Raw genomic sequence first — 20,918 nt, 5'->3', positions numbered from 1 at the left:
ACAGGCAAATCCTGCTTTCCTTAAGCGATACGAGCGGGCATGATGGTTGCCATTCTCTGTTTGATTATGTGATACACATCACATAATCGTCGCTGCAAGGAGTTCTCAATGATTGCTGTTATTTTTGGTCGTCCGGGCTGTCCCTACTGTGTCCGTGCCCATGAACTGGCCGACAAACTGACCGCGGAGCGCGATGACTTTAGCTATCAGTATGTTGATATTAATGCAGAAGGCATTACTAAAGCCGACCTGGAAGCCAGCGCCGGTAAACCGGTCAGCACCGTACCGCAGATTTTCGTGGACGAAAAACATATCGGTGGTTACACCGAGTTTGCGGCCTGGACCAAAGAGAATCTGGGATTTGTCGCGTAAGCGCAGATAACCGGAATGAAAAAGGCGAGGCAGGATTTTCCTGTCTCGCCTTTTTGCTTTCTGGCTGACGTCAGCCATCGGGCACCGTGTTAGTTGAGTGACGCCATCACAATCTGCATTAACCGCACCAGCAACGCCCCGCAGCCGGCCCAGAACAGTGCGCTGAGACTCCACGCGATGGCAAACAGTCCGCTGCTGTGAATAAACAGGCTGTTATTGAGCAGCAGTGCTGCCAGCAACGTTCCCCAGAGCCCCATCAGCAGCGTGCTTTTTAACGGGCTTTCCACCTGCATCAACGCCATCAAAATACCAGGTAACATAAAGAGCAGTAATTCGGGCTGACCACGAAGCGGGCCGGGACCGACCTGCCAGAAATGACAGGTAAAAACAAACACCAGACTGTACAACACCACGCCGCACAGGCGGGTAGTCCAGAGATAAGAACGCTGCGGCATACCACCCCACTGATTAAAAGTAACCCCGACAATAACCTGCTGATATCCCTGATGCGTTCTGGTGGAAATAAAAAGAAACAGTTCGTTATGGCAACGAATGAAAACAGCTAATAGCTGTATAAGATATTTGTGATTAGAATAGCGCCGCGATAACGGTTCCATTTGCAGTGTTGATACAACAGAACCTCAACGGCCTGATCACGATAGCGAAAAACAGGCCACTCTTCAACAGGTTACACGTAAACAAGAAGTTAAACAGTGAATATTAACGTCGCAGGATTGTTAAGCGGAAATGACATTTTGTTATTATTTGTCGTTTTGGCGCTCGGCCTCTGTCTGGGCAAGTTGCGTCTTGGCTCGGTTCAGCTGGGAAATTCGATTGGCGTATTAGTGGTTTCGCTCTTATTAGGGCAGCAGCACTTCGCGATCAATACCGATGCGTTGAGTCTGGGCTTTATGCTGTTTATTTTTTGTGTTGGTGTTGAAGCGGGTCCCAACTTTTTTTCTATTTTCTTTCGCGACGGCAAAAACTATTTCATGCTCGCCATCGTCATGGTGGTCAGCGCGCTGTTGCTGGCACTGGGGCTGGGTAAACTCTTTGGCTGGGATATTGGGCTCACCGCCGGCATGCTGGCTGGGTCGATGACCTCAACGCCGGTGCTGGTCGGCGCAGGTGATACCCTGCGGCAAAGCATCAGCGATCCAAAGCAGCTTGGATTGATGCAGGATCAGCTGAGCCTCGGTTACGCTGTGACCTATCTGATCGGCCTGGTCAGTCTGATTTTCGGCGCACGCTACCTGCCCCGTCTGCAACATCAGGATCTGCCGACCTGTGCGCAACAGATTGCGCGGGAACGCGGTCTGGATGCCGACAGCCAGCGTAAAGTCTTCCTGCCGGTGATCCGCGCCTATCGCGTCGGCCCGGAACTGGTGGCGTGGAGCGGCGGCAAAAACCTGCGCGAGCTGGGTATCTATCGTCAGACAGGTTGTTACATTGAGCGTATTCGCCGCAACGGTATTCTCGCCAGTCCCGATGGGGATGCGGTGCTGCAGCTCGGTGATGATATTTCGCTCGTGGGCTATCCCGATGCACATGCCCGGCTCGACCCCAGTTTCCGTAACGGCAAAGAGGTGTTTGACCGCGATCTGCTGGATATGCGTATCGTCACCGAAGAGATCGTGGTGAAGAACCACAACGCAGTGAACAAACGCCTCAGCAAGTTAAACCTTACCGATCACGGTTGCTTCCTGAACCGGGTGATACGCAGTCAGATTGAGATGCCGATCGACGACAGCATCATGCTCAACAAAGGTGATGTGCTGCAGGTCAGCGGCGAGGCGCGACGGGTGAAAAGCGTGGCCGATCGCATCGGCTTTATCGCGATTCACAGTCAGATGACCGATCTCCTGGCCTTCTGCGCGTTCTTTATCGTGGGTCTGATGATTGGTCTGATTACGTTTCAGTTCAGCAATTTCAGTTTTGGTATTGGCAACGCAGCGGGTCTGCTGTTCGCCGGTATCATGCTCGGTTTCCTGCGCGCCAACCATCCGACCTTTGGTTATATTCCGCAGGGCGCGCTTACCATGGTGAAAGAGTTTGGCCTGATGGTGTTTATGGCGGGCGTAGGATTAAGTGCCGGCAGCGGGATTAATCACGGCCTGAGCAGTGATGGTGCGCTGATGCTGCTATGCGGTCTGCTGGTAAGCCTGATTCCGGTGATCATCTGCTATCTGTTTGGTGCCTATGTGTTGCGGATGAACCGCGCCCTGCTGTTTGGAGCCATCATGGGCGCGCGAACCTGCGCACCGGCCATGGAGATCATCAGCGATACGGCACGCAGTAATATTCCGGCGCTGGGCTATGCGGGAACTTATGCGATCGCCAACGTGTTACTGACGCTGGCGGGGACGCTGATTGTGATTATCTGGCCGATACTGCCCTTATAAAATTTTTTTGCCAACGTCCAGAACTTTATTGTTAAGTGATAGTCATAATAAGTGCCACTGCTTTTCTTTGAAATCCCCAAATTGTGGAGCCCGCTGGTCTTTTTCCCGGCGGGTTTTTTTATGCCTTTTTTTCGCCCGATCCCGCGCTTCCACTCTGAAATCACCTCTCAAACCGTCATAAAACTTAAACAGTTGTGCAACTCATTATGAGATTAAGAGCCTTTCCGTAGACGAACTGCCCGGCAAAAAGCAGGATAGCGCTCTGTTAAATTAGCAAATTGTGCTGATTGATTGGTCGGGCGCGTTGTCGCTGAACGTTTATTTGCCGCTGTTATCGTGCCTGGGTGACCGGATGTTGCCTGAGGCTGATGACCGGCCTGTCTGCTGAGGAATTTATCCCGATATGGAAGAGCTGAACCACGCACTGTTTACTGCCATCAATGCCACACCGGCATCACCCGCCTGGTTGCTGCAGCTGGCGACCTTTATTGCCCGAGATTTGATCGCCATCGTGCCACTGTTAATCGTCGCGATGTGGCTCTGGGGACCGCGCGATCAGGTCTCTTCGCAGCGAGTGCTGGTACTGAAAACGGGTATGGCGCTGATTTATGCGCTGGCGATCTCCTGGTGTGTGGGCCATCTGCTGCCGCATCCCCGCCCTTTCGCCATTGGCTACGGTTATCAGTTCCTGCATCACGCTGCCGATGACTCTTATCCCAGCGATCACGGCACGACAATATTCACCTTTGCGCTGGCATTTATTTTCTGGCATCGCCTCTGGTCGGGTGTGGTGCTGATGGTAGCGGGTTGCGCCATCGCCTGGTCGCGGGTCTACCTGGGCGTTCACTGGCCAATGGATATGCTGGGTGGGTTCCTGGTGGGTCTGCTGAGTTGTCTGGCGTCGCATCTGGCGTGGCAGTTCTATGGCGAGCGGATGCTGGCGGTGATCAACCCGCTCTATCGGGCGCTGTTTGCTCTGCCTATTCGTAAGGGCTGGACGCAGAATTAAGAAAGGGACTGCTCATAAGCCTGAGTCAGGATCTCACAGCGATCGATAAGCTTAACCCGAAGGGAACACGGGCAGAGGAGGAAAGCGTCCCGCGCCATGGATGGCGCGGGCAGAGCATGTCAGGGATGACGGCTTTTGCGTCTTTCCGATCTGACCGTGTTCCCTGAGCAGGCTCTGTCTTACAGCTTACGGAACACATTAATCAACTGTCTCAGGGACGCATCAGCGTCCCTGCTCACTTATGACAGCCACTTCCCGAACCAGCCGTTAAACTTCATCATTACGAAGTCAATCATCCGGCTGAAGAAGCCGCCTTCCGGCACATCCTGCAGCACCACCAGCGGACGCTGCTCAATCGTCTTACCGTCTAACTGGAAGTCGATGGTGCCGACCACCTGATTCTTCTTCAGCGGTGCTTCAAGCTGCGGCGCATTGAGTTTAAAACTCGCCTTCAGGTTCTTCATCTGCCCTTTCGGGATGGTCAGCGCGGCATCTTTCGCCACGCCCAGATTCACCTGACTTTTGTCACCAAACCAGACCCGCTGCTGCGCAAACGGCGCATCCGCTTTAATCGGCGTTACCGTTTCAAAGAAACGGAAGCCCCACGTCAGCAGCTTTTCACTTTCGCGGAAACGAATCGCGTCGCTGGCGGTGCCGAGCACCACCGAGATCAGACGCATGTCGCCTTCGGTCGCGGAAGCCACCAGGTTATTGCCCGCGCCGGAGGTGTGACCGGTTTTGACACCATCCACCTTAAGGTTGGTGCTCCACAACAGGCGGTTGCGGTTAATCTGGCGAATCTTATTAAAAGTGAACTCTTTCTCTTTATTCAGTGCGTACTCTTCGGGCACATCGCGGATCAGCGCCTGGGCAATCAGCGCCATATCACGCGCGGTACTGTACTGCCCTTCTGCATCCAGACCATGCACCGTCATAAAGTGGGTATTCTGCAGTCCCAGCGCCTTCACATAGTTGTTCATCAGGCCGATAAACGAATCCTGACTGCCCGCCACATAGTCCGCCAGCGCAATACAGGCGTCATTACCGGACTGGATCACAATCCCTTTATTCAGCTCATGAACCGGTATCCGATCGCCCGGCTTGAGGAACATCAGCGAAGAGCCGCGCAGCTTAGGATTGCCGGTCGCCCAGGCATCCTGTCCCACGGTGACCAGGTCATCCGGTTTGATTTTGCCCGCTTTAATCGCCTGACCGACCACGTAGCTGGTCATCATCTTGGTCAGACTGGCGGGATCGAGACGCTGATCGGCACTGGATTCGGTTAACACTTTACCGCTGGCGTAGTCGATCAGAATCCACGCTTTAGCATCAATGCCAGGCGCAGCGGGAGCCTGCTCAGCAAACACGCTGATGGGGGCAAGAATCAGTAATGAGGTGGCAGCAAGGTGCCGCAGGCGAGATGAGAAGCGAGTGTTTGTCATGGGCTTGGCCGGATTGTCCTTGTTAAATCGAAATTCCAGGGGCAGAAAATTCTCACTCAAACGCTAACCGTTGCCGGCAGCGAAAAAAACCGTCGAATCGTAAAGTTTTTTAGAGTTTAGTAGAGTAACCCTGGCATAAGCGCCGCGCACTTGCCGCTTTTCCCCGCGTCTGTCACTTTCAAAACTGCGTGAAATTCCGATTTTTCGCAGAAGAGTTAAGCCCGTCACAATTATCGGCTAACCTGAAAGCCAGTCAGCCGAGGAGACCGACCATGGACTTAGCCCTTTTTGATCTTGATGAAACACTGATTTGTGAAGACAGCACCAGCCTGTGGCTGCGCTGGCTGGTATCACAGGGATTCGCCCCCAGCGAACTGATTGATCAGGAACAGGCATTGATGAACCAGTACTATGCCGGCACGCTGTCGATTGAAGAGTACATGAATAAAACCCTCTCCCCGCTGGCAGGCATGGCAACACTGACCGTTGAAGGGTGGGTGCGCCGCTTCATTCATCGCGACATCATGCCACGCGTTTATCCTGCCGCCCGCGAGCGCATTGAGTGGCACCGGACACGCGGTGACAGAGTGATGATCATCTCCGCCAGTGGCGAACATCTGGTGGTGCCGATTGCCGAGAAGCTGGGTGCCTGCGGTGCGCTGGCGATTGGCGTTGAGATCGTGGATGAGCGCTACAGCGGCAACACCTACGGCACCATGACCTACAAAGAGGGTAAAGTGACCCGCCTGGGTGACTGGAAAGCGCTGCAGCAGGAGGAGAACTTTGACCGCACCTGGGCTTACAGCGACTCCATGAACGACCTGCCGCTCCTCCAGCAGGCCGATCATGCCCACGTTATCAACCCGGATGAACAGTTGCACCAGGAAGCGCTAAACCGCGGCTGGCAGGTTTACCACTGGGCACGCTGACTCAGCGCCTTTCCCGGCAGGCATCATTATTTCGGGCAGTCTGGACACGGTCTGCGCGCAGCAACCGGCGCATACATGGAGTACGTGAAGATTGTGAGCACGGCTCAGATCCAGACTGACAAATAAAATCGTCTGCCAGGCCAGCTCCTTAGCCGCGGGACGCGCCAGCGTCCTGCGCTAATCCCACTTTCAGTAGCCTGCCATTGGCCTCATCGGTCAGCACATAGAGCCAGCCATCCGGTCCCTGCCGCACATCGCGGATTCGCGCCTTCTGATCGCCCAGCAGGCGCTGCTCTTCCACCACTTTTTCGCCGTTGAGACTCAGACGGATCAGGTTTTTCTCTTTCAGTGCCCCGATAAACACCGAATTCTTCCACTGCGGAAAACGGGCGCTGTTATAAAACGCCATGCCGCTGATGGCCGGCGAATCCTTCCAGTGATAAAGCGGCTGTTCGGTGCCTGCAGCATGGGTGCCCTTTGATTCCGGCACTTTATCGCCGCTGTAGTCAATGCCGTACGTCGCCAGCGGCCAGCCGTAGTTCTTGCCCCGGGCCATGATATTCACTTCATCGCCACCGCGCGGGCCATGTTCATTTTCCCATATCGTGCCGGTCCAGGGATTAAGCGCCAGTCCCTGCGGATTACGCAGACCATAGGCCCAGATCTCTGGCCGCGCGCCGGGCTTTTTCACAAACGGATTATCGTCCGGCACGCTGCCATCGGCGTTGAGCCGCAGCAGTTTGCCCTGCAGCTTATCGAGATCCTGCGCGGCGCTGCTGACAAAATTATCGCCGAACGCGATCCAGAGGTAGCCCTGAGTATCAAACGCCAGCCGGGTGCCGATATTGTTGCCGCTGGAGAGCATCGGCGTCTGCCGGACTACCTCGCGGAAATCGCTAAGTTGCCGGTTATCCGGACTCAGCGTGCCGACGCCCACGACGGCACCTGCTTTGCCGCTGCTGTTCGCCTCGGTGTAGCTAAGCCAGACGCGACGGCTGGTCGCAAAATCCGGTGCCAGCACCACGTCCAGCAGTCCACTCTGCCGTTCTGCCCAGACCTTTGGCACACCCTGAATCGGCTGCGACAGGCCACTCTCAGGACTCCAGCTGCGCAGCGCTCCGCTACGCTCGGTAATCAGCAGCGTTTTGTTGTCGGGCAGGAAGGCAACCGACCATGGATGTTGTAACTTATCCTGCAATACCTCGACCTTTACGTCGGCGGCAAACAGTGGCGAGGCGCAGAACAGCGCGCCGCCGAGTACAAGAGCAGTCGAAAAACGGATCATAAGGTTCTCCTGACGGGATAGCGTGCCCTTAAGCGTAGTCATCCGCTGCGTGATGAACCTGAGGATTTACAAAAGATTAAACAGGGCGACAAGGATGTGCCGCCCCGAAAGGTTATGGCGCGTTGAAACTCACCGTGTCACGAACCAGCGTATCAATACCCGGTTTCAGATCATCAAAGGTGATTGGCGTCGTGCTGTTACTGACCGTTTTGCCAAAGGCTTTTCGCACAACCCGGATCAACGGTTTGCCGGTCACGGCGTCGCTGGCTTCGATTTCCAGGAACAGTTCACTGTTCTGAGTTCGGTGGCCTGATGCCGCCATCGTACTGGCGACGACTGCCGCAATCGGCACCACTTCGTAAAACTGTACGCCCTCGTTCTCTGCCGAGACGGCGGTGATCGCCGCACGCACTTTAAGAGTATGTGGCGAAGCCTGATTAACCAGCGGCAGACGGGTGGCAATCGCCCCTTTCAACTGAATATCGGTGTAACTGCGTATCTGATCCAGCGTCTGCTGACTGACGCGAGCCGTAGGCCGTGCAGCCGGATAGAAAACGACCGGTGTATAGAGCACATCCTGATACTGGCTGCTCTTATAGTCGGGAGAAATCCAGCGCAGGGTCGGTTCCCCGCTGGCCGATTCAGAGGGCTTCAGCTGGCTGTAATCCGATAAGAAACCCGAATAGTGCTGCTTGTCTGCAACATGAGAAGTACATCCACTGAGCAACAGTGCGGAAACTGCCAGCAGAGCAGCAACGGACGTTTTACGCATGATCAACTCGCTTGTGTCAGGAAGGTTTAAGCAAGCATAGATAAATCACGGGGGAAATGCTGAAAATAGGCGTCGTTTTAAGGGGTTATCTGTGCGGAAGATCGGAAAATACCCGCTGCATAACGCAGCGGGTGAAAGGCATTACTCAAAACTGGCATCAGGATTATCAGACAGGGTGATGAACTGCTTACCGCCCTGAGTCAGCGCCATGATGGTGCCGGTTTCGATGTCGTAAACCCAGCCGTGCAGGCGCAGCTTGCCGTTACGCAGGGCAACGGAGACCGACGGATGAGTCTTCATGTTGTTCAGCTGAGCGATCACGTTCTCTTTGACCATCTCGTTCAGCTTCTTCTCTGGCGAGTCATATTCACGCTGCTCGACCACTGCTTTTGCCGCATCGGCATAGCGCAGCCAGTGCTCAACCGCAGGCATGGTATCCATGCAGGCGCATGACGCGATGGCGTTCATGGCACCGCAGTTGGAGTGACCGCAGATGATGATGTCTGAGACGCCCAGCGCGACCACCGCATATTCGATCGTGGCGGAGACACCACCCGGCTCCGGGCCAAATGAGGGAACGATGTTGCCCGCATTGCGGATAACGAACAGCTCTCCTGGCTCCTGCTGCGTCACCAGTTCCGGCACCAGACGGCTGTCTGAACAGGAGATGAACAGCGCTTTCGGATTTTGATTTGACGCCAGGCTTTTGAAAAGATCCTTCCTTTCAGGAAACACATTCTGCTGGAAATTCAGAAATCCGTTGATGATCTCTTTCATTATTTAGCTCTCACATTATCCATTTCATTACCTGAGGGTCATAGCCCCCTCAGTGGGGTTTGCTGGTTTATTATTAATGAAAACAAGTGAATATCAACCCGCGTTTTTCGGACAGCGCTGAACAGCTGTCATCGTCAGCGTTTCGCTTATCCGTCATCCAGCGTTTTCGGATCCGATTTCTTTTTACAGCACGGGACGTTACCGGAAAAGGCAGAGTGTGATTCACCCGCTTTTTTTGTCCGAGTCGTGGACCGGCTTTTACGCGTTTTTTCACTACTTTACGTCGCAGTTTGACCGAAACCAAAGATTTCTCATTTGCATCTGGCCTTTCGGGACTGACAAAGGGGAGCAGGATAACGCCCGAAGAACGAGCCGGGCGGGTTCAGGCAATGATGGCAGCCACGGTGGAAGTGGCCGGGGGAAGAGATTTAGGGCTTAACCATACTGCTGCTGATGCGCTTTTTTGCGGCGCAGATAATCCTCATCCTCACGCAGTTTGTCCCAATAAGCTTTGAAGATAGCCGCCGCTGCGGCCTTTTCCTCATTGACGCCGCGCGGCAGCTCCTTGCCGTCCGCGTCATATTTGCGGCCGCCTTTGTGGTTACTGTAACGCCGCGCCCGGGTGTACCCCATCTGGATAAATTTGCGCGCCATATCCATGCCGACAAAATCGTCCTGACGCCGGTAATCCTCAAACAGCGCCATGATTTTTTCAGCCGACTCTTCAGCAATGGGAACGGTGCGAAAACGCCAGTGCGGCAGAATTTCGCCTTTATAAGGCTCGACCATCAGCACACCCTGCTCACCTCGCCCGACCTGATAAAGCTCGGGATGCTGGCGGAAGTCGATCGTGCTGAAGTCCTGATCATAATCGAAAGGTTTCATTTCTTTAGTTTAGGATCAAGTGCGTCACGTAGCCCGTCACCGAGCAAATTAAATGCCAGAACCGTGAAGAAAATCGCCAGACTGGGGAAAATCGCCACGTGCGGGGCAATCACCATGTCGGCCCGCGCCTCATTCAGCATGGCGCCCCACTCCGGCGTGGGCGGCTGCGCGCCCAGCCCGAGAAACGACAGACTGGCGGCGGTGATGATGGAGGTGCCGACCCGCATAGTGAAATAGACCACAATCGGCGATACCGTGCCGGGCAGAATATGCCGCATCAGGATCGTCCAGTCAGACGCGCCGATGCTGCGTGCCGACTCAATATAGGTCTGATGTTTCAGCACCAGCGTGTTACCGCGTACCAGACGGGCAAAGGCCGGGATGCTGAAGATAGCGACTGCCACAATCACGTTGCTCATGCCGCTGCCCATAATCGCCACCACCGCAATCGCCAGCAGAATGCCGGGAAAGGCAAACAGCACATCACAGATGCGCATGGTGATACGGTCCCACCAACCCTCGTAATACCCGGCTAACAGCCCGAAAAGTGTGCCAATCACTGCGCCAATCACCACCGAGAAAAAGCCGGCAATCAGGGAAATACGCGTGCCGACCAGCACCCGGCTGAAGATGTCGCGACCCAGCGAATCGACGCCAAAATAATGCATCAGCGACGGACCGTCGTTGAGCCGGTCATAATCGAAGTAGTTCTCTGCGTCGAACGGCGCAATCCATGGGGCGATCACCGCCAGTACAATCAGTATCAGCACAAACACCCCGGCCAGCAGCGCCACCGGCTGACGCCGGAAGCGTCGCCAGAACTCACGCCACGGCGTACGCACCCGGTTCTCCGCTATCAGCGGCATCGTTTTCAGGGCCGCTTCACGTCGCCAGTTTTTCATCGCGACTCCTTGAAGCGAATAGCGGGGTTAATCACCGCATAGAGCATGTCGACAAACAGATTGATCAGAATAAACTCCAGAGAAAACAGCAGTACTTCGGCCTGAATAACCGGATAGTCGCGCATCGCCACGGAGTCGACCAGCAGACGCCCCAGGCCCGGCCAGTTAAACACCACCTCGACCACGATTGAGCCACCCAGCAGAAAACCAAACTGCAACCCCATCATCGTGACCACCGGGATCATCGCGTTGCGCAGGCCATGTTTCACCACCACCAGCGACTCGCGTACCCCTTTGGCCCGGGCGGTACGCATGTAATCTTCCTGCATCACCTCCACGAACGAGGCGCGGGTAAACCGTGCCATGACCGCGGCGACCGCTGCACCTAAGGTGATGGAGGGCAGAATGTAATGCTTCCAGCTCTCAGCCCCGACGGTGGGCAGCCAGCCCAGCTCAACCGAGAAGACCTGCATCAGCAGCATCCCCAGCGCAAAGGCGGGAAACGAAATCCCCGACACCGCCAGCGTCATCCCCAGCCGATCGGGCCAGCGGTTACGCCAGACCGCCGAAACGATGCCGATGGTCATGCCAAAAATCACCGCCCAGATCATGCTGGCAAGCGTCAGCCACAGTGTCGGCATAAAGCGTGAGGCGATCTCATCCGCAACCGGCCGCTTTGAGACCATCGACTGACCGAAATCACCCTGCAGCGCATTCAGCATAAAGTGCCAGAACTGCTGTGGCAGCGGCAGATCCAGACCCAGCTCCTGACGCACCAGCGCCACCACCGAGGCATCCGCTTCCGGCCCGGCGATCAGGCGCGCCGGGTCGCCCGGCAGCAGGTGAACAAACAGGAATACCAGCACCGCCACGATCAGCAGCGTGGGGATCAGCCCAAACAGTCGTTTGAGAAAGTAGTTAAACATGCAACATCCTGCAGTTGCGGCCAGCCACACGGGCTGGCCGGCTCCGTTACTTCAGCGTGGCCTCATCAAAATTGAATGAGGTATCGGGCATCACATAAAAACCAGTCAGGTTTTTGCTGTTGGCAGAAACCAGCTGCTCAACCACCAGCGGGATCCACGGATGGTCCTGCCAGATGGTGTCTTGTGCCTCTTTGTAGAGACGCGCTTTTTCAGCACGGTCGGTGGTTTTCAGCGCATCGGCCAGATCTTTATCGACCTTTGGATTGCTGTAAAACGCGGTGTTAAAGATTGCCGGTGGCCAGGCTGCGGTGGCAAACAGTGGCGTCAGCGCCCAGTCGGCTTCACCGGTTGAGGCGGACCAGCCGGTGTAGAACATGCGCACGTTGCTCTCTTTCTGGCCTTTACCTTCGACTTCAGCAGCACGCTGACCCGCATCCATCGCCGTGACTTTTACCTTCACGCCAATCTGCGCCAGCTGCTGCTGAGTGAACTGCAGCACCTTCTGCGCGGTGCTGTGGTTGTGCGACGACCAGAGCGTAGTTTCAAATCCGTTCGGGTAGCCTGCCTCTTTCAGCAACGCTTTCGCTTTAGCGGGATCGTAGCTGATAGCCGGATAGGTCTGCGCAAAGTCGATGGCGGGCGGCACGATGCCGGTCGCAGGCGTGGCGTAACCGGCGAAGGCCACTTTCGCCAGCGCCTGACGGTTGATGGCATACTCGAGCGCTTCACGTACCTTCGGATTGTCGAACGGCTTCTGCGTCACGTTAAGGCTGATGTAACGCTGCATAATCGAAGGCGTGGTCACCACATTGAGCTTACTGTTCTTCTCCAGCAGTTTTGCCTGCTCATAAGGCACCGGGAACGCAAGGTTCGCTTCACCGGTCTGCAGCATGGCCGCGCGGGTGTTGTTATCCACCACCGGTCGCCAGGTAATGCTGTCCAGCTTCGGATAGCCCGGTTTCCAGTAGCCATCCCACTTTTTCACCTTCACAAAGTCGGTCTGATTCCAGGTTTCAAACACAAACGGACCGGTGCCCACCGGATGGAAGCCGATCTCTTTGCCATATTTTTTCAGCGCGGCAGGCGAAATCATTGCTGCCGCCGGATGGGCCAGATTGTTGATAAAGGCTGAGAACGGCTCTTTCAGCGTCACTTTCACCGTGGCCGGATCGACGACTTCGGTGCTGGCAATGCGTTTAAACAGGTTGTAGCGCTTAAGATGGTTATCCGGATTGCTGGCGCGATCGAGGTTGACCTTCACCGCGTCCGCATTGAAGTCCGTGCCATCCTGGAATTTAACCCCGGAGCGCAGCTTAATCGTGTACGTCAGGCCGTCGGCGCTGGCCTGATAGCTCTCCGCCAGCACATTGGTGAGTTTCATATCCTTATCGAAGCCAAACAGCCCCTGATAAAACGATTTCGCCACCGCCTGCGACAGCGTGTCGTTAGCATCATAGGGATCGAGCGTGGTGAAGTTGGACGCGACGGCAATCACCGCATCCTGTGCTGCCCAGGCGGGCAATGTCATTGCGCTGCTTAACACGCCAGCCGCCAGTAACCCTTTACGCATCGTAATCTGCATCTTGTTCTCCTGTAATCCCTGTCGGGTTGGTCGCCGGGGCGACATCTTCACTGTTCAGGTCGCGCTGATAACGTGGCGGGCGACGAAATGACCCGGAGCCACCTCCATCAGCGGCGCCACTTCAGGTTCATCCCCTAACGCATGAATCGGGCTGGGGATCTCATCGACCAGTAAGGCGCGTTCACGACGCCGGTGCGCCGGATCGGCTACCGGCACCGCGGCCATGAGTTTTCGGGTATAGGGGTGCTGAGGCTGTTCAAACACCGCCTGACGCGGCCCTATCTCAACAATCTGACCGAGATACATTACCGCCACACGGTGGCTGACACGCTCCACCACCGCCATATCGTGAGAAATAAACAGAAAGGCGATGCCAAACTCGCGCTGCAGGTCGAGCATCAGATTAATAATCTGCGCCTGAATCGACACATCCAGCGCCGAGACGGACTCATCGGCGATGACCACCTTCGGATTCAGCGCCAGCGCGCGGGCAATACAGATACGCTGGCGCTGCCCGCCGGAAAACTCATGCGGATAGCGCTGAGCATGTTCCGGCAGCAGACCAACTTTATCCAGTAACCAGGCGACGCGCTGCTCCGCCTCGCGACGCGGCATCGCCTTGTGAACCAGCAGCGGCTCCATAATTGAGAAGCCAACCGTCAGACGGGGATCAAGCGAGGCGTAGGGATCCTGGAAAATAAACTGAATATCGCGCCGCAGATGGGCGAGTGCAGCACCTGAGAGATGGTCGATGCGCTGTCCGTCAAATGTCAGCGTGCCGCCCTGGCTGGCAACCAGCTTCAGTAGCGAGCGTCCGGTGGTCGATTTACCGCAGCCCGACTCCCCCACCAGCGCCAGCGTCTCTCCGGCATAGAGATCAAAACTGACTTTTTCGACGGCATGAACCCGGCTTTTGACGCGATTCAGCAGGCCGCCGCGAATATCGAAGCGGGTGACCAGATCGCGTACCTGCAGAATGGGGGGCTGCAGGCGGCGAACCGTATCCTGCGGCACGTCATCAACCGCGTCGCTATGCAGCAGCGGAAATTTGGCCGGCAGCGGCTGGCCCTGCATCGAGCCGAGCCTGGGCACCGCGGCCAGCAGCGCCTGAGTGTAGGGCTGCTGCGGTGCGCTGAACAGTTCGGCGACGAGCGCATTCTCCACCACATCGCCGCGATACATGACCTGAACGCGATCGGCCATTTCAGCGACCACCCCCATATCGTGCGTGATAAAAATCACCCCCATCTGCATCTCTTTTTGCAGCACACGGATGAGTTGCAGAATCTGCGCCTGAATAGTGACGTCAAGTGCGGTAGTCGGCTCATCGGCAATCAGCAGCGCCGGTTTGCAGCAGAGCGCCATCGCAATCATCACGCGCTGACGCATTCCGCCTGAGAGCTGATGCGGAAAACGAGACAGGACATTGTGCGCATCGGGAATGCGCACCAGATCGAGCATCCGGCGCGCCTCTGCCAGTGCCCCGGCGTGGCTCAGCCCCTGATGAAGACGGATGGATTCAGCAATCTGCTCGCCCACGGAGAAGACCGGATTCAGCGAGGTCATTGGCTCCTGAAAGATCATTGCCATATCCGCGCCGCGCACCCGACGCATCTGACTTTTTGAGGCGCGCATCAGATCCAGCACCTCGTCGTTGCGACGACGTAATTGCGCCTCACCGCTCACCCTGCCGCCAGCCTGCTCAATCAGTCGCATCAGCGCCAGCGAGGTGACCGATTTTCCTGAACCTGACTCGCCTACCAGCGCCAGCGTTTCGCCGCGAAACAGATCGAGTGACAAATGACGTACTGCGTCTGTGACGGTGGCTTCGTGCTGAAAACGCACACTGAGATCGCGCACCGCCAGCACCTGATCAGGGGCCAGCGGCGGTAGCGTTTGCCTGTCGCTCATTTCTGCATCCTTAACTTTCGCGATAGATAGCGACCTCAGCCGCCTCGCCGACCCGCGCAACGCCCCGGTACATGCCTTCGCTGTTGAACGGCAGCGCCACGTTGCCTGCGCGATCGACGGCGATTAAGCCGCCACTGCCGCCCAGTTCCAGCACGCTGTCATGAATAACGTTAACACTTGCCTGCTGCAACGAGCGTCCGGCGTAGCGCATCTGCGCGGCCACATCGTAAGCCGCCAGCGTCCGCATAAAGACTTCACCGGTGCCGGTACAGGAGACCGCCACGCTGTCGTTGCTGGCGTAGCAGCCCGCGCCCGGCAGCGGCGAGTCGCCGACGCGTCCGGCCTGCTTGTTAGTCATCCCGCCCGTTGACGTGGCTGCAGCGAGGTTGCCCGCCAGATCCAGCGCGACCGCCCCGACAGTGCCGAACTTACGGTCCGGGTCGAGCGGGTCGTCGCTATGTGCGGCACCATCATGGTCCAGCACCGCGGTAGCGCTGTTGAGCGCGCGCTGCAGCTGCTCCCAGCGTTCCGGCGTCGAAAAGTAATCAGGTTCGACCGTTTCCAGCCCCTGCGCCACGGCAAACTGCTCCGCGCCTTCCCCGATAAACAGCACATGCTCGCTTTTTTCCAGCACGGCACGTGCCGCCAGGACCGGATTGCGTAATCGCGTTACGCCTGCGACCGCGCCCGCTTCCAGCGTGCGGCCATCCATAATGCAGGCATCAAGTTCATGGGTACCCTGATGGGTGAAGACCGCGCCTTTGCCCGCGTTAAACAGCGGACACTCTTCCAACAGTCGTACGGCCTCGGTTACCGCATCGAGTGCACTGCCGCCCTGAGCCAGTATCTGCTGACCCTGAGTGACAATATCGTGGAGCGCCTGACGGTAGCGTTGTTCCTTTTCAGCGCTCATTGCTGCGCGCGAAATCGCACCTGCGCCGCCGTGAATGGCGATCACTGCATTGACCATAACGCTCTACCCTGTGATTGCATCAGGACGAAAAACACTGATTTAAAATGGTTTTCACCCATTTTTGGTGATTTTTGACTATAGAAAGCCTGCTAAGTGTTGTAAAGCGGAAACTGTTCCTGTGGTTATAACCTTTTCTTACCGCCATATTTCACTTTGGTCGCAATGACCGGCAGGCCCGGCCGACGCCGATGTGACTCAGCGACCAATTCCCACCATAATAGGCAGCATCTGAAATAACCAGGCTGGACTGTTCATGGAAAGTTTTACTGCAGGTTTGATCTCCCTTGAGGAGGCGCAACAAAAAATGTTGTCACAGCTGACGCCCGTCACCGACTCACTGAGTGTGCCGCTGGCCGAGGCGGTCGGGCGCATCACCGCAACCGCAGTCACCTCACCGATTGCCGTGCCGCCCTTTGATAACTCCGCGATGGACGGTTACGCCGTCAGGCTGGCCGATGTCAGCAGCGGACAACCGCTTCCCGTGGCAGGCAAGGCCTTTGCTGGCGCACCGTTCAGCGGTGAGTGGCCGCAGGGCAGCGTGATTCGCATCATGACCGGTGCGCCGGTGCCCGCAGGCTGTGAAGCGGTAGTAATGCAGGAGCAGACCGAGGCTCAGGGCGATGCGATTGTCATTACCGCGCCGGTGCGTCAGGGACAGAATATTCGCCTGACCGGTGATGATATTCAGCCGGGCCATGTGGTGCTGGCAGCGGGTACGCGTCTGGGTGCCGCCGAGCTGCCGCTGCTCGCCTCGCTGGGTATCGCCCAGGTCAGCGTGCTTCGAAAACTGCGGGTGGCTATCTTCTCCACCGGTGATGAACTTCAGCCGGTCGGTGAGCCGCTGGCAGACGGTCAGATATATGACACCAACCGTTTTGCCGTCTCGCTGATGCTGCATAAGCTGGGCTGCGAAGTCATCGACCTTGGCATTATCAAAGACGATCCCGCTGCTCTGCGCGCCGCATTTGAGGAAGCCGATCGGCAGGCCGATGTGGTGATCAGCACCGGCGGCGTTTCTGTGGGTGAAGCGGATTTCACCAAAAGCATGCTGGAAGAGCTCGGTGCCATCAGTTTCTGGAAGCTGGCGATCAAGCCCGGCAAGCCGTTTGCCTTTGGCCGCCTTAACAGCAGCTGGTTCTGTGGCCTGCCGGGTAACCCGGTCTCCGCCGCCGTCACTTTCTATCAACTGGTGCAGCCGCTGCTTGCCACCCTCACGGGCCAGCAGAAATCCGCCTTGCCACCCCGTCAGAAAGTGCGCTGCGCCTCGCGCCTGAAAAAGTCACCGGGCCGGCTCGACTTCCAGCGCGGCATCCTGCGCCAGAACGCACAGGGTGAACTGGAGGTGGAGACCACCGGAATGCAGGGTTCGCACGTCTTCAGCTCTTTCGCCCAGGCGAACTGCTTTATTGTGCTGGAGCGGGATCGCGGCAACGTGGAACCGGGTGAATGGGTTGAGGTGGAACCGTTCAACGCCCTGCTGGAGGCGTAAATGCTGCCTGAATTAAGTGATGAGGAGATGCTGCGCTACAACCGACAGATTGTTCTGCGCGGCTTTGATTTTGAGGGGCAGGAGCGGCTGAAAGCCAGTCACGCGCTGGTCGTCGGGCTGGGCGGGCTGGGCTGCGCGGCTGCGCCCTACCTTGCTTCTGCCGGCGTCGGCAATCTGACGCTGCTGGACTTCGATACCGTGTCGCACTCGAACCTGCAACGGCAGATCCTGCATCATGACGCGGATATCGGCCGCGCTAAAGTGGACTCGGCCGCACAAAGCCTGGCCGCCATCAATCCGCACTGCCAGCTGCATCCGGTTAATGGACAGCTGGACGATGCGGCGCTGCTGGCGCTGATTGCCCAACAGCAGGTGGTGCTGGACTGCACTGACAATGTTGCGGTTCGCGAGCAGCTTAACCGGCTCTGCCGACAGCAGCGGGTACCACTGGTTTCAGGCGCCGCAATTCGGATGGAAGGTCAGATCAGCGTATTCAACTGGCAGCCTGGCACCCCCTGTTATCGCTGCATCAGCCGCCTGTTTGGCGAACAGACCCTGAGCTGCGTGGAGGCGGGCGTCATGGCCCCGCTGGTGGGTGTGATTGGTGCGATGCAGGCGATGGAAGCCATTAAAGTGCTGACATCCTTTGGCGCGCCCGCCACCAGCCGGTTGCTGATGTACGATGCGATGAGCGCGGAGTTCCGCAGCATGAAAGTGGCGCAGGACGCGCATTGTGAAGTGTGTGGCGGTGGGGCTAGCAAAACATCAGCTTCCTGAAGCTCGCACAGCTGTGATGCCTGGCCTGCTTCGGAAACACGGTCAGATCGGAAAGTCGCTTAAACCATCCCTGGGCGCTCTGCCCGCGAGATTACGCACCTCATCCCTGAGGTGCGTAGTCGCCCGCGCTGAGCATGCCATGGATGGCGTCCTTTGCGTCTTTGCGAAAGGCGTATGCTCCCTGAGCCTATGCTGAACTTCCCGTGAACCCGCTTATAACCCTTAACTGCTGGGTCATAAGCAATGAAATTCTCAGCACCACAGGCCAAAAAAAACGGGGTGGCCTGCGCCACCCCGTTTTTATCAGACGATACCCTGACTGCGCAGGTAATCTTCGTAATTACCGGTGAAGTCCACCACCTTGTCTGCTTTCAGCTCAATCACGCGGGTTGCCAGCGAGCTGACAAATTCGCGGTCATGCGAAACAAACACCAGCGTGCCTTCATACATCTCCAGCGCCATATTGAGCGATTCAATCGACTCCATATCGAGGTGATTGGTCGGCTCATCCATAATCAGGATGTTCGGTTTTTCCATCATCAGCTTACCGAACAGCATACGACCCTTCTCACCACCGGAAAGCACTTTTGCCGGCTTCTTAATATCATCCTGCGAAAACAGCAGACGACCGAGAATACCGCGAATGGTCTGCTCATCATCGCCCGGCTGTTTCCACTGACTCATCCAGTCAAATACCGTCAGATCATTGGCAAAATCATCGGCGTGATCCTGAGCGTAATAACCAATACGCGCATTCTCTGACCATTTCACCGTGCCATTATCTGGCGTAAGCTGACCCACCAGCGATTTCAACAGTGTTGACTTACCAATACCGTTGGCACCGATTACCGCCAGCTTCTCGCCCACTTCCAGCAGCAGATTTAAATTCTTAAACAGCGGACCGTTATCAAATCCTTTGGTTAATCCTTCCACTTCCAGCGCATTACGGAACAGTTTCTTGTCCTGCTCAAAACGGATAAACGGGTTCTGACGACTGGAGGCTTTCACTTCATCCAGTTTAATTTTATCCATCTGCTTAGCACGTGAAGTCGCCTGACGTGATTTAGAGGCGTTGGCGCTAAAACGACTGACGAACGATTGTAAGTCAGCAATCTGCGCTTTCTTTTTGGCATTATCAGATAACAGACGTTCACGTGCCTGCGTTGCTGCGGTCATATATTCGTCATAATTACCGGAATAAACCCGCAGCTCGCCATAATCCAAATCGGCCATGTGGGTGCAGACCATATTAAGGAAGTGACGGTCATGCGAAATGATAATCATGGTGCTGTCACGCTCGTTCAGCACCTGCTCCAGCCAGCGAATCGTATCGATGTCCAGGTTGTTCGTCGGTTCGTCAAGTAACAAAATATCCGGATTAGAAAACAGTGCCTGCGCCAGCAGCACACGCAATTTAAAGCCCGGAGCGATTTCGCTCATCGGGCCATAATGCTGTTCAACCGGAATGCCGACGCCGAGTAATAATTCACCGGCACGCGACTCGGCGCTATAGCCATCCATCTCACCGTAAAGCGCTTCAAGATCGCCGACTTTATACCCCTCTTCTTCGCTCATTTCTGGCAAAGAATAAATGCGGTCGCGCTCCTGCTTTACTTCCCATAATTCATGGTGACCCATGATAACGGTGTCCAGCACGCTGAATTGTTCAAAGGCGAACTGATCCTGACGCAACTTACCGATGCGCTCGTTGGGATCGTAAGAGACGTTGCCGCCTGAAGGCACCAGATCGCCACCCAAAATCTTCATGAAGGTGGATTTTCCGCTGCCGTTCGCACCGATTAAACCGTAACGATTACCGCCGCCAAATTTAACGGAGATATTTTCGAACAGTGGCTTGCTGCCAAACTGCATGGTGATATTGCTGCTAACTAACACGGCATTGACCTTTGTGAAGAGAATGGATGAAAAAACGGCGGCTATTATGCCAGATGTGACGCAGCGCACGCCAGCGTCAGGCGTGGATTCCTAGCGGGGTGATTGATATCCCGACAGAAATAAAAAAGCCGGAGGACCCTAATGGCCCCCCGGCTCCCACTTACAAGGATTGTGTTGATCAATCGATCAGGAAACTGTCCAGGCTTTTACCGGAATCCAGCGCTTTTTTAATCGCTGCCGGGGTGCGCCCCTGACCTGTCCATGATTTCTGCTCACCGTTTTCATCGGTGTAAGAATATTTAGCCGGACGCGGCGCACGCTTGGTGCGTTTTTTTCCGCTTTCCAGCGCACCTAATAATTCATTAGGATCGATGCCGTCAGCCAGCAGCATTTCGCGATATTTAGACAACTTTTCTTCTTTTTCGCGATTCTGCGTCTCTTCCGCTTCTGCTTCTTCGCGGCGCTCGGTAACAACAACGGTTAATTTTTCCAGGATCTCTTCAAGATCGGTCAGTGGCAGTTCACGAGCCTGGGCACGTAATGTGCGAATATTGTTCAGTACTTTAAATGCGTCACTCATCACAATGTC

General features: G+C 56.0%; 19 protein-coding genes. 6 read left to right on the top strand and 13 right to left on the bottom strand.

Annotation, left to right across the window (positions count from 1 at the left end):
- Positions 1 to 108: 108 nt before the first annotated feature.
- Positions 109 to 372: a GrxA family glutaredoxin gene (locus BY447_RS16870; protein ID WP_003849263.1), complete on the top strand. Its 264-nt coding sequence runs from the start codon at positions 109 to 111 to the stop codon at positions 370 to 372.
- Between the two features lie 89 nt (positions 373 to 461).
- Here the strand turns inward: BY447_RS16870 and ybjM are convergent, their stop codons facing one another.
- Positions 462 to 827 (bottom strand): inner membrane protein YbjM, encoded by a 366-nt coding sequence (gene ybjM, locus BY447_RS16865; protein ID WP_041457189.1) that lies wholly within the window; start codon positions 825 to 827, stop codon positions 462 to 464.
- A gap of 258 nt (positions 828 to 1,085) precedes the next feature.
- Here ybjM and BY447_RS16860 point away from each other — a divergent pair, with 258 nt between their 5' ends.
- On the top strand, positions 1,086 to 2,774 hold the full coding sequence (locus tag BY447_RS16860) for an aspartate:alanine antiporter (protein ID WP_013357276.1): 1,689 nt from the start codon (positions 1,086 to 1,088) through the stop codon (positions 2,772 to 2,774).
- A 403-nt stretch (positions 2,775 to 3,177) separates the two neighbouring features.
- The gene (gene ybjG / locus BY447_RS16855; RefSeq protein ID WP_013357273.1) at positions 3,178 to 3,783 is read left to right on the top strand and encodes an undecaprenyl-diphosphate phosphatase; all 606 of its coding nucleotides are present in this window, start codon (positions 3,178 to 3,180) and stop codon (positions 3,781 to 3,783) included.
- A gap of 239 nt (positions 3,784 to 4,022) precedes the next feature.
- Here ybjG and BY447_RS16850 read toward each other — a convergent pair whose 3' ends face one another.
- Positions 4,023 to 5,225 (bottom strand): serine hydrolase, encoded by a 1,203-nt coding sequence (locus BY447_RS16850; protein ID WP_013357272.1) that lies wholly within the window; start codon positions 5,223 to 5,225, stop codon positions 4,023 to 4,025.
- A gap of 272 nt (positions 5,226 to 5,497) precedes the next feature.
- Between BY447_RS16850 and BY447_RS16845 the strand changes: the two genes are divergently transcribed.
- Positions 5,498 to 6,154, top strand: coding sequence for an HAD family hydrolase (locus BY447_RS16845; RefSeq protein ID WP_110331606.1), 657 nt, complete (start codon positions 5,498 to 5,500; stop codon positions 6,152 to 6,154).
- A gap of 148 nt (positions 6,155 to 6,302) precedes the next feature.
- On the opposite strand, the gene BY447_RS16840 is transcribed toward BY447_RS16845, so the two are convergent.
- The 9 genes from BY447_RS16840 to BY447_RS16800 form a co-directional block, all read right to left on the bottom strand.
- Positions 6,303 to 7,439, bottom strand: a complete 1,137-nt coding sequence (locus tag BY447_RS16840; protein ID WP_110331605.1) for a PQQ-dependent sugar dehydrogenase — start codon at positions 7,437 to 7,439, stop codon at positions 6,303 to 6,305.
- A 112-nt stretch (positions 7,440 to 7,551) separates the two neighbouring features.
- Positions 7,552 to 8,211 (bottom strand): DUF3313 domain-containing protein, encoded by a 660-nt coding sequence (locus BY447_RS16835; protein ID WP_110331604.1) that lies wholly within the window; start codon positions 8,209 to 8,211, stop codon positions 7,552 to 7,554.
- 141 nt (positions 8,212 to 8,352) lie between these two features.
- On the bottom strand, positions 8,353 to 8,988 hold the full coding sequence (locus BY447_RS16830; RefSeq protein WP_013357268.1) for a carbonic anhydrase: 636 nt from the start codon (positions 8,986 to 8,988) through the stop codon (positions 8,353 to 8,355).
- A 435-nt stretch (positions 8,989 to 9,423) separates the two neighbouring features.
- Positions 9,424 to 9,873, bottom strand: a complete 450-nt coding sequence (locus tag BY447_RS16825; protein WP_013357267.1) for a DUF4385 domain-containing protein — start codon at positions 9,871 to 9,873, stop codon at positions 9,424 to 9,426.
- Positions 9,870 to 10,775 (bottom strand): glutathione ABC transporter permease GsiD, encoded by a 906-nt coding sequence (gene gsiD, locus BY447_RS16820; protein WP_013357266.1) that lies wholly within the window; start codon positions 10,773 to 10,775, stop codon positions 9,870 to 9,872. The genes BY447_RS16825 and gsiD overlap by 4 nt, the downstream gene beginning before the upstream one ends.
- Positions 10,772 to 11,701, bottom strand: a complete 930-nt coding sequence (gene gsiC / locus BY447_RS16815) for a glutathione ABC transporter permease GsiC (RefSeq protein WP_013357265.1) — start codon at positions 11,699 to 11,701, stop codon at positions 10,772 to 10,774. The genes gsiD and gsiC overlap by 4 nt, the downstream gene beginning before the upstream one ends.
- Positions 11,702 to 11,747: 46 nt before the next feature.
- Entirely contained in the window at positions 11,748 to 13,283 is a 1,536-nt protein-coding gene (gsiB, locus tag BY447_RS16810) for a glutathione ABC transporter substrate-binding protein GsiB (RefSeq protein ID WP_110331603.1), read from the bottom strand.
- 54 nt (positions 13,284 to 13,337) lie between these two features.
- Entirely contained in the window at positions 13,338 to 15,194 is a 1,857-nt protein-coding gene (locus BY447_RS16805) for a dipeptide ABC transporter ATP-binding protein (RefSeq protein WP_110331602.1), read from the bottom strand.
- A 10-nt stretch (positions 15,195 to 15,204) separates the two neighbouring features.
- Positions 15,205 to 16,164, bottom strand: a complete 960-nt coding sequence (locus BY447_RS16800; RefSeq protein ID WP_110331601.1) for an isoaspartyl peptidase/L-asparaginase family protein — start codon at positions 16,162 to 16,164, stop codon at positions 15,205 to 15,207.
- 256 nt (positions 16,165 to 16,420) lie between these two features.
- Here BY447_RS16800 and moeA point away from each other — a divergent pair, with 256 nt between their 5' ends.
- Positions 16,421 to 17,656: a molybdopterin molybdotransferase MoeA gene (gene moeA / locus BY447_RS16795; RefSeq protein ID WP_110331600.1), complete on the top strand. Its 1,236-nt coding sequence runs from the start codon at positions 16,421 to 16,423 to the stop codon at positions 17,654 to 17,656.
- Positions 17,657 to 18,433 (top strand): molybdopterin-synthase adenylyltransferase MoeB, encoded by a 777-nt coding sequence (gene moeB / locus BY447_RS16790; protein WP_110331599.1) that lies wholly within the window; start codon positions 17,657 to 17,659, stop codon positions 18,431 to 18,433.
- 303 nt (positions 18,434 to 18,736) lie between these two features.
- On the opposite strand, the gene BY447_RS16785 is transcribed toward moeB, so the two are convergent.
- Together BY447_RS16785 and BY447_RS16780 are read right to left on the bottom strand one after the other, a co-directional pair.
- Positions 18,737 to 20,329, bottom strand: a complete 1,593-nt coding sequence (locus BY447_RS16785; RefSeq protein WP_033782451.1) for an ABC-F family ATPase — start codon at positions 20,327 to 20,329, stop codon at positions 18,737 to 18,739.
- A gap of 178 nt (positions 20,330 to 20,507) precedes the next feature.
- Entirely contained in the window at positions 20,508 to 20,909 is a 402-nt protein-coding gene (locus BY447_RS16780; protein WP_003850507.1) for an H-NS family nucleoid-associated regulatory protein, read from the bottom strand.
- Positions 20,910 to 20,918: the final 9 nt, after the last annotated feature.

It is taken from the genome of Pantoea sp. JKS000250, assembly GCF_003201065.1.
Lineage (GTDB): Bacteria > Pseudomonadota > Gammaproteobacteria > Enterobacterales > Enterobacteriaceae > Pantoea > Pantoea vagans.
The sequence above is the reverse complement of the archived record's forward strand: the minus strand, read 5'-3'. Positions and strand labels throughout refer to the sequence as shown.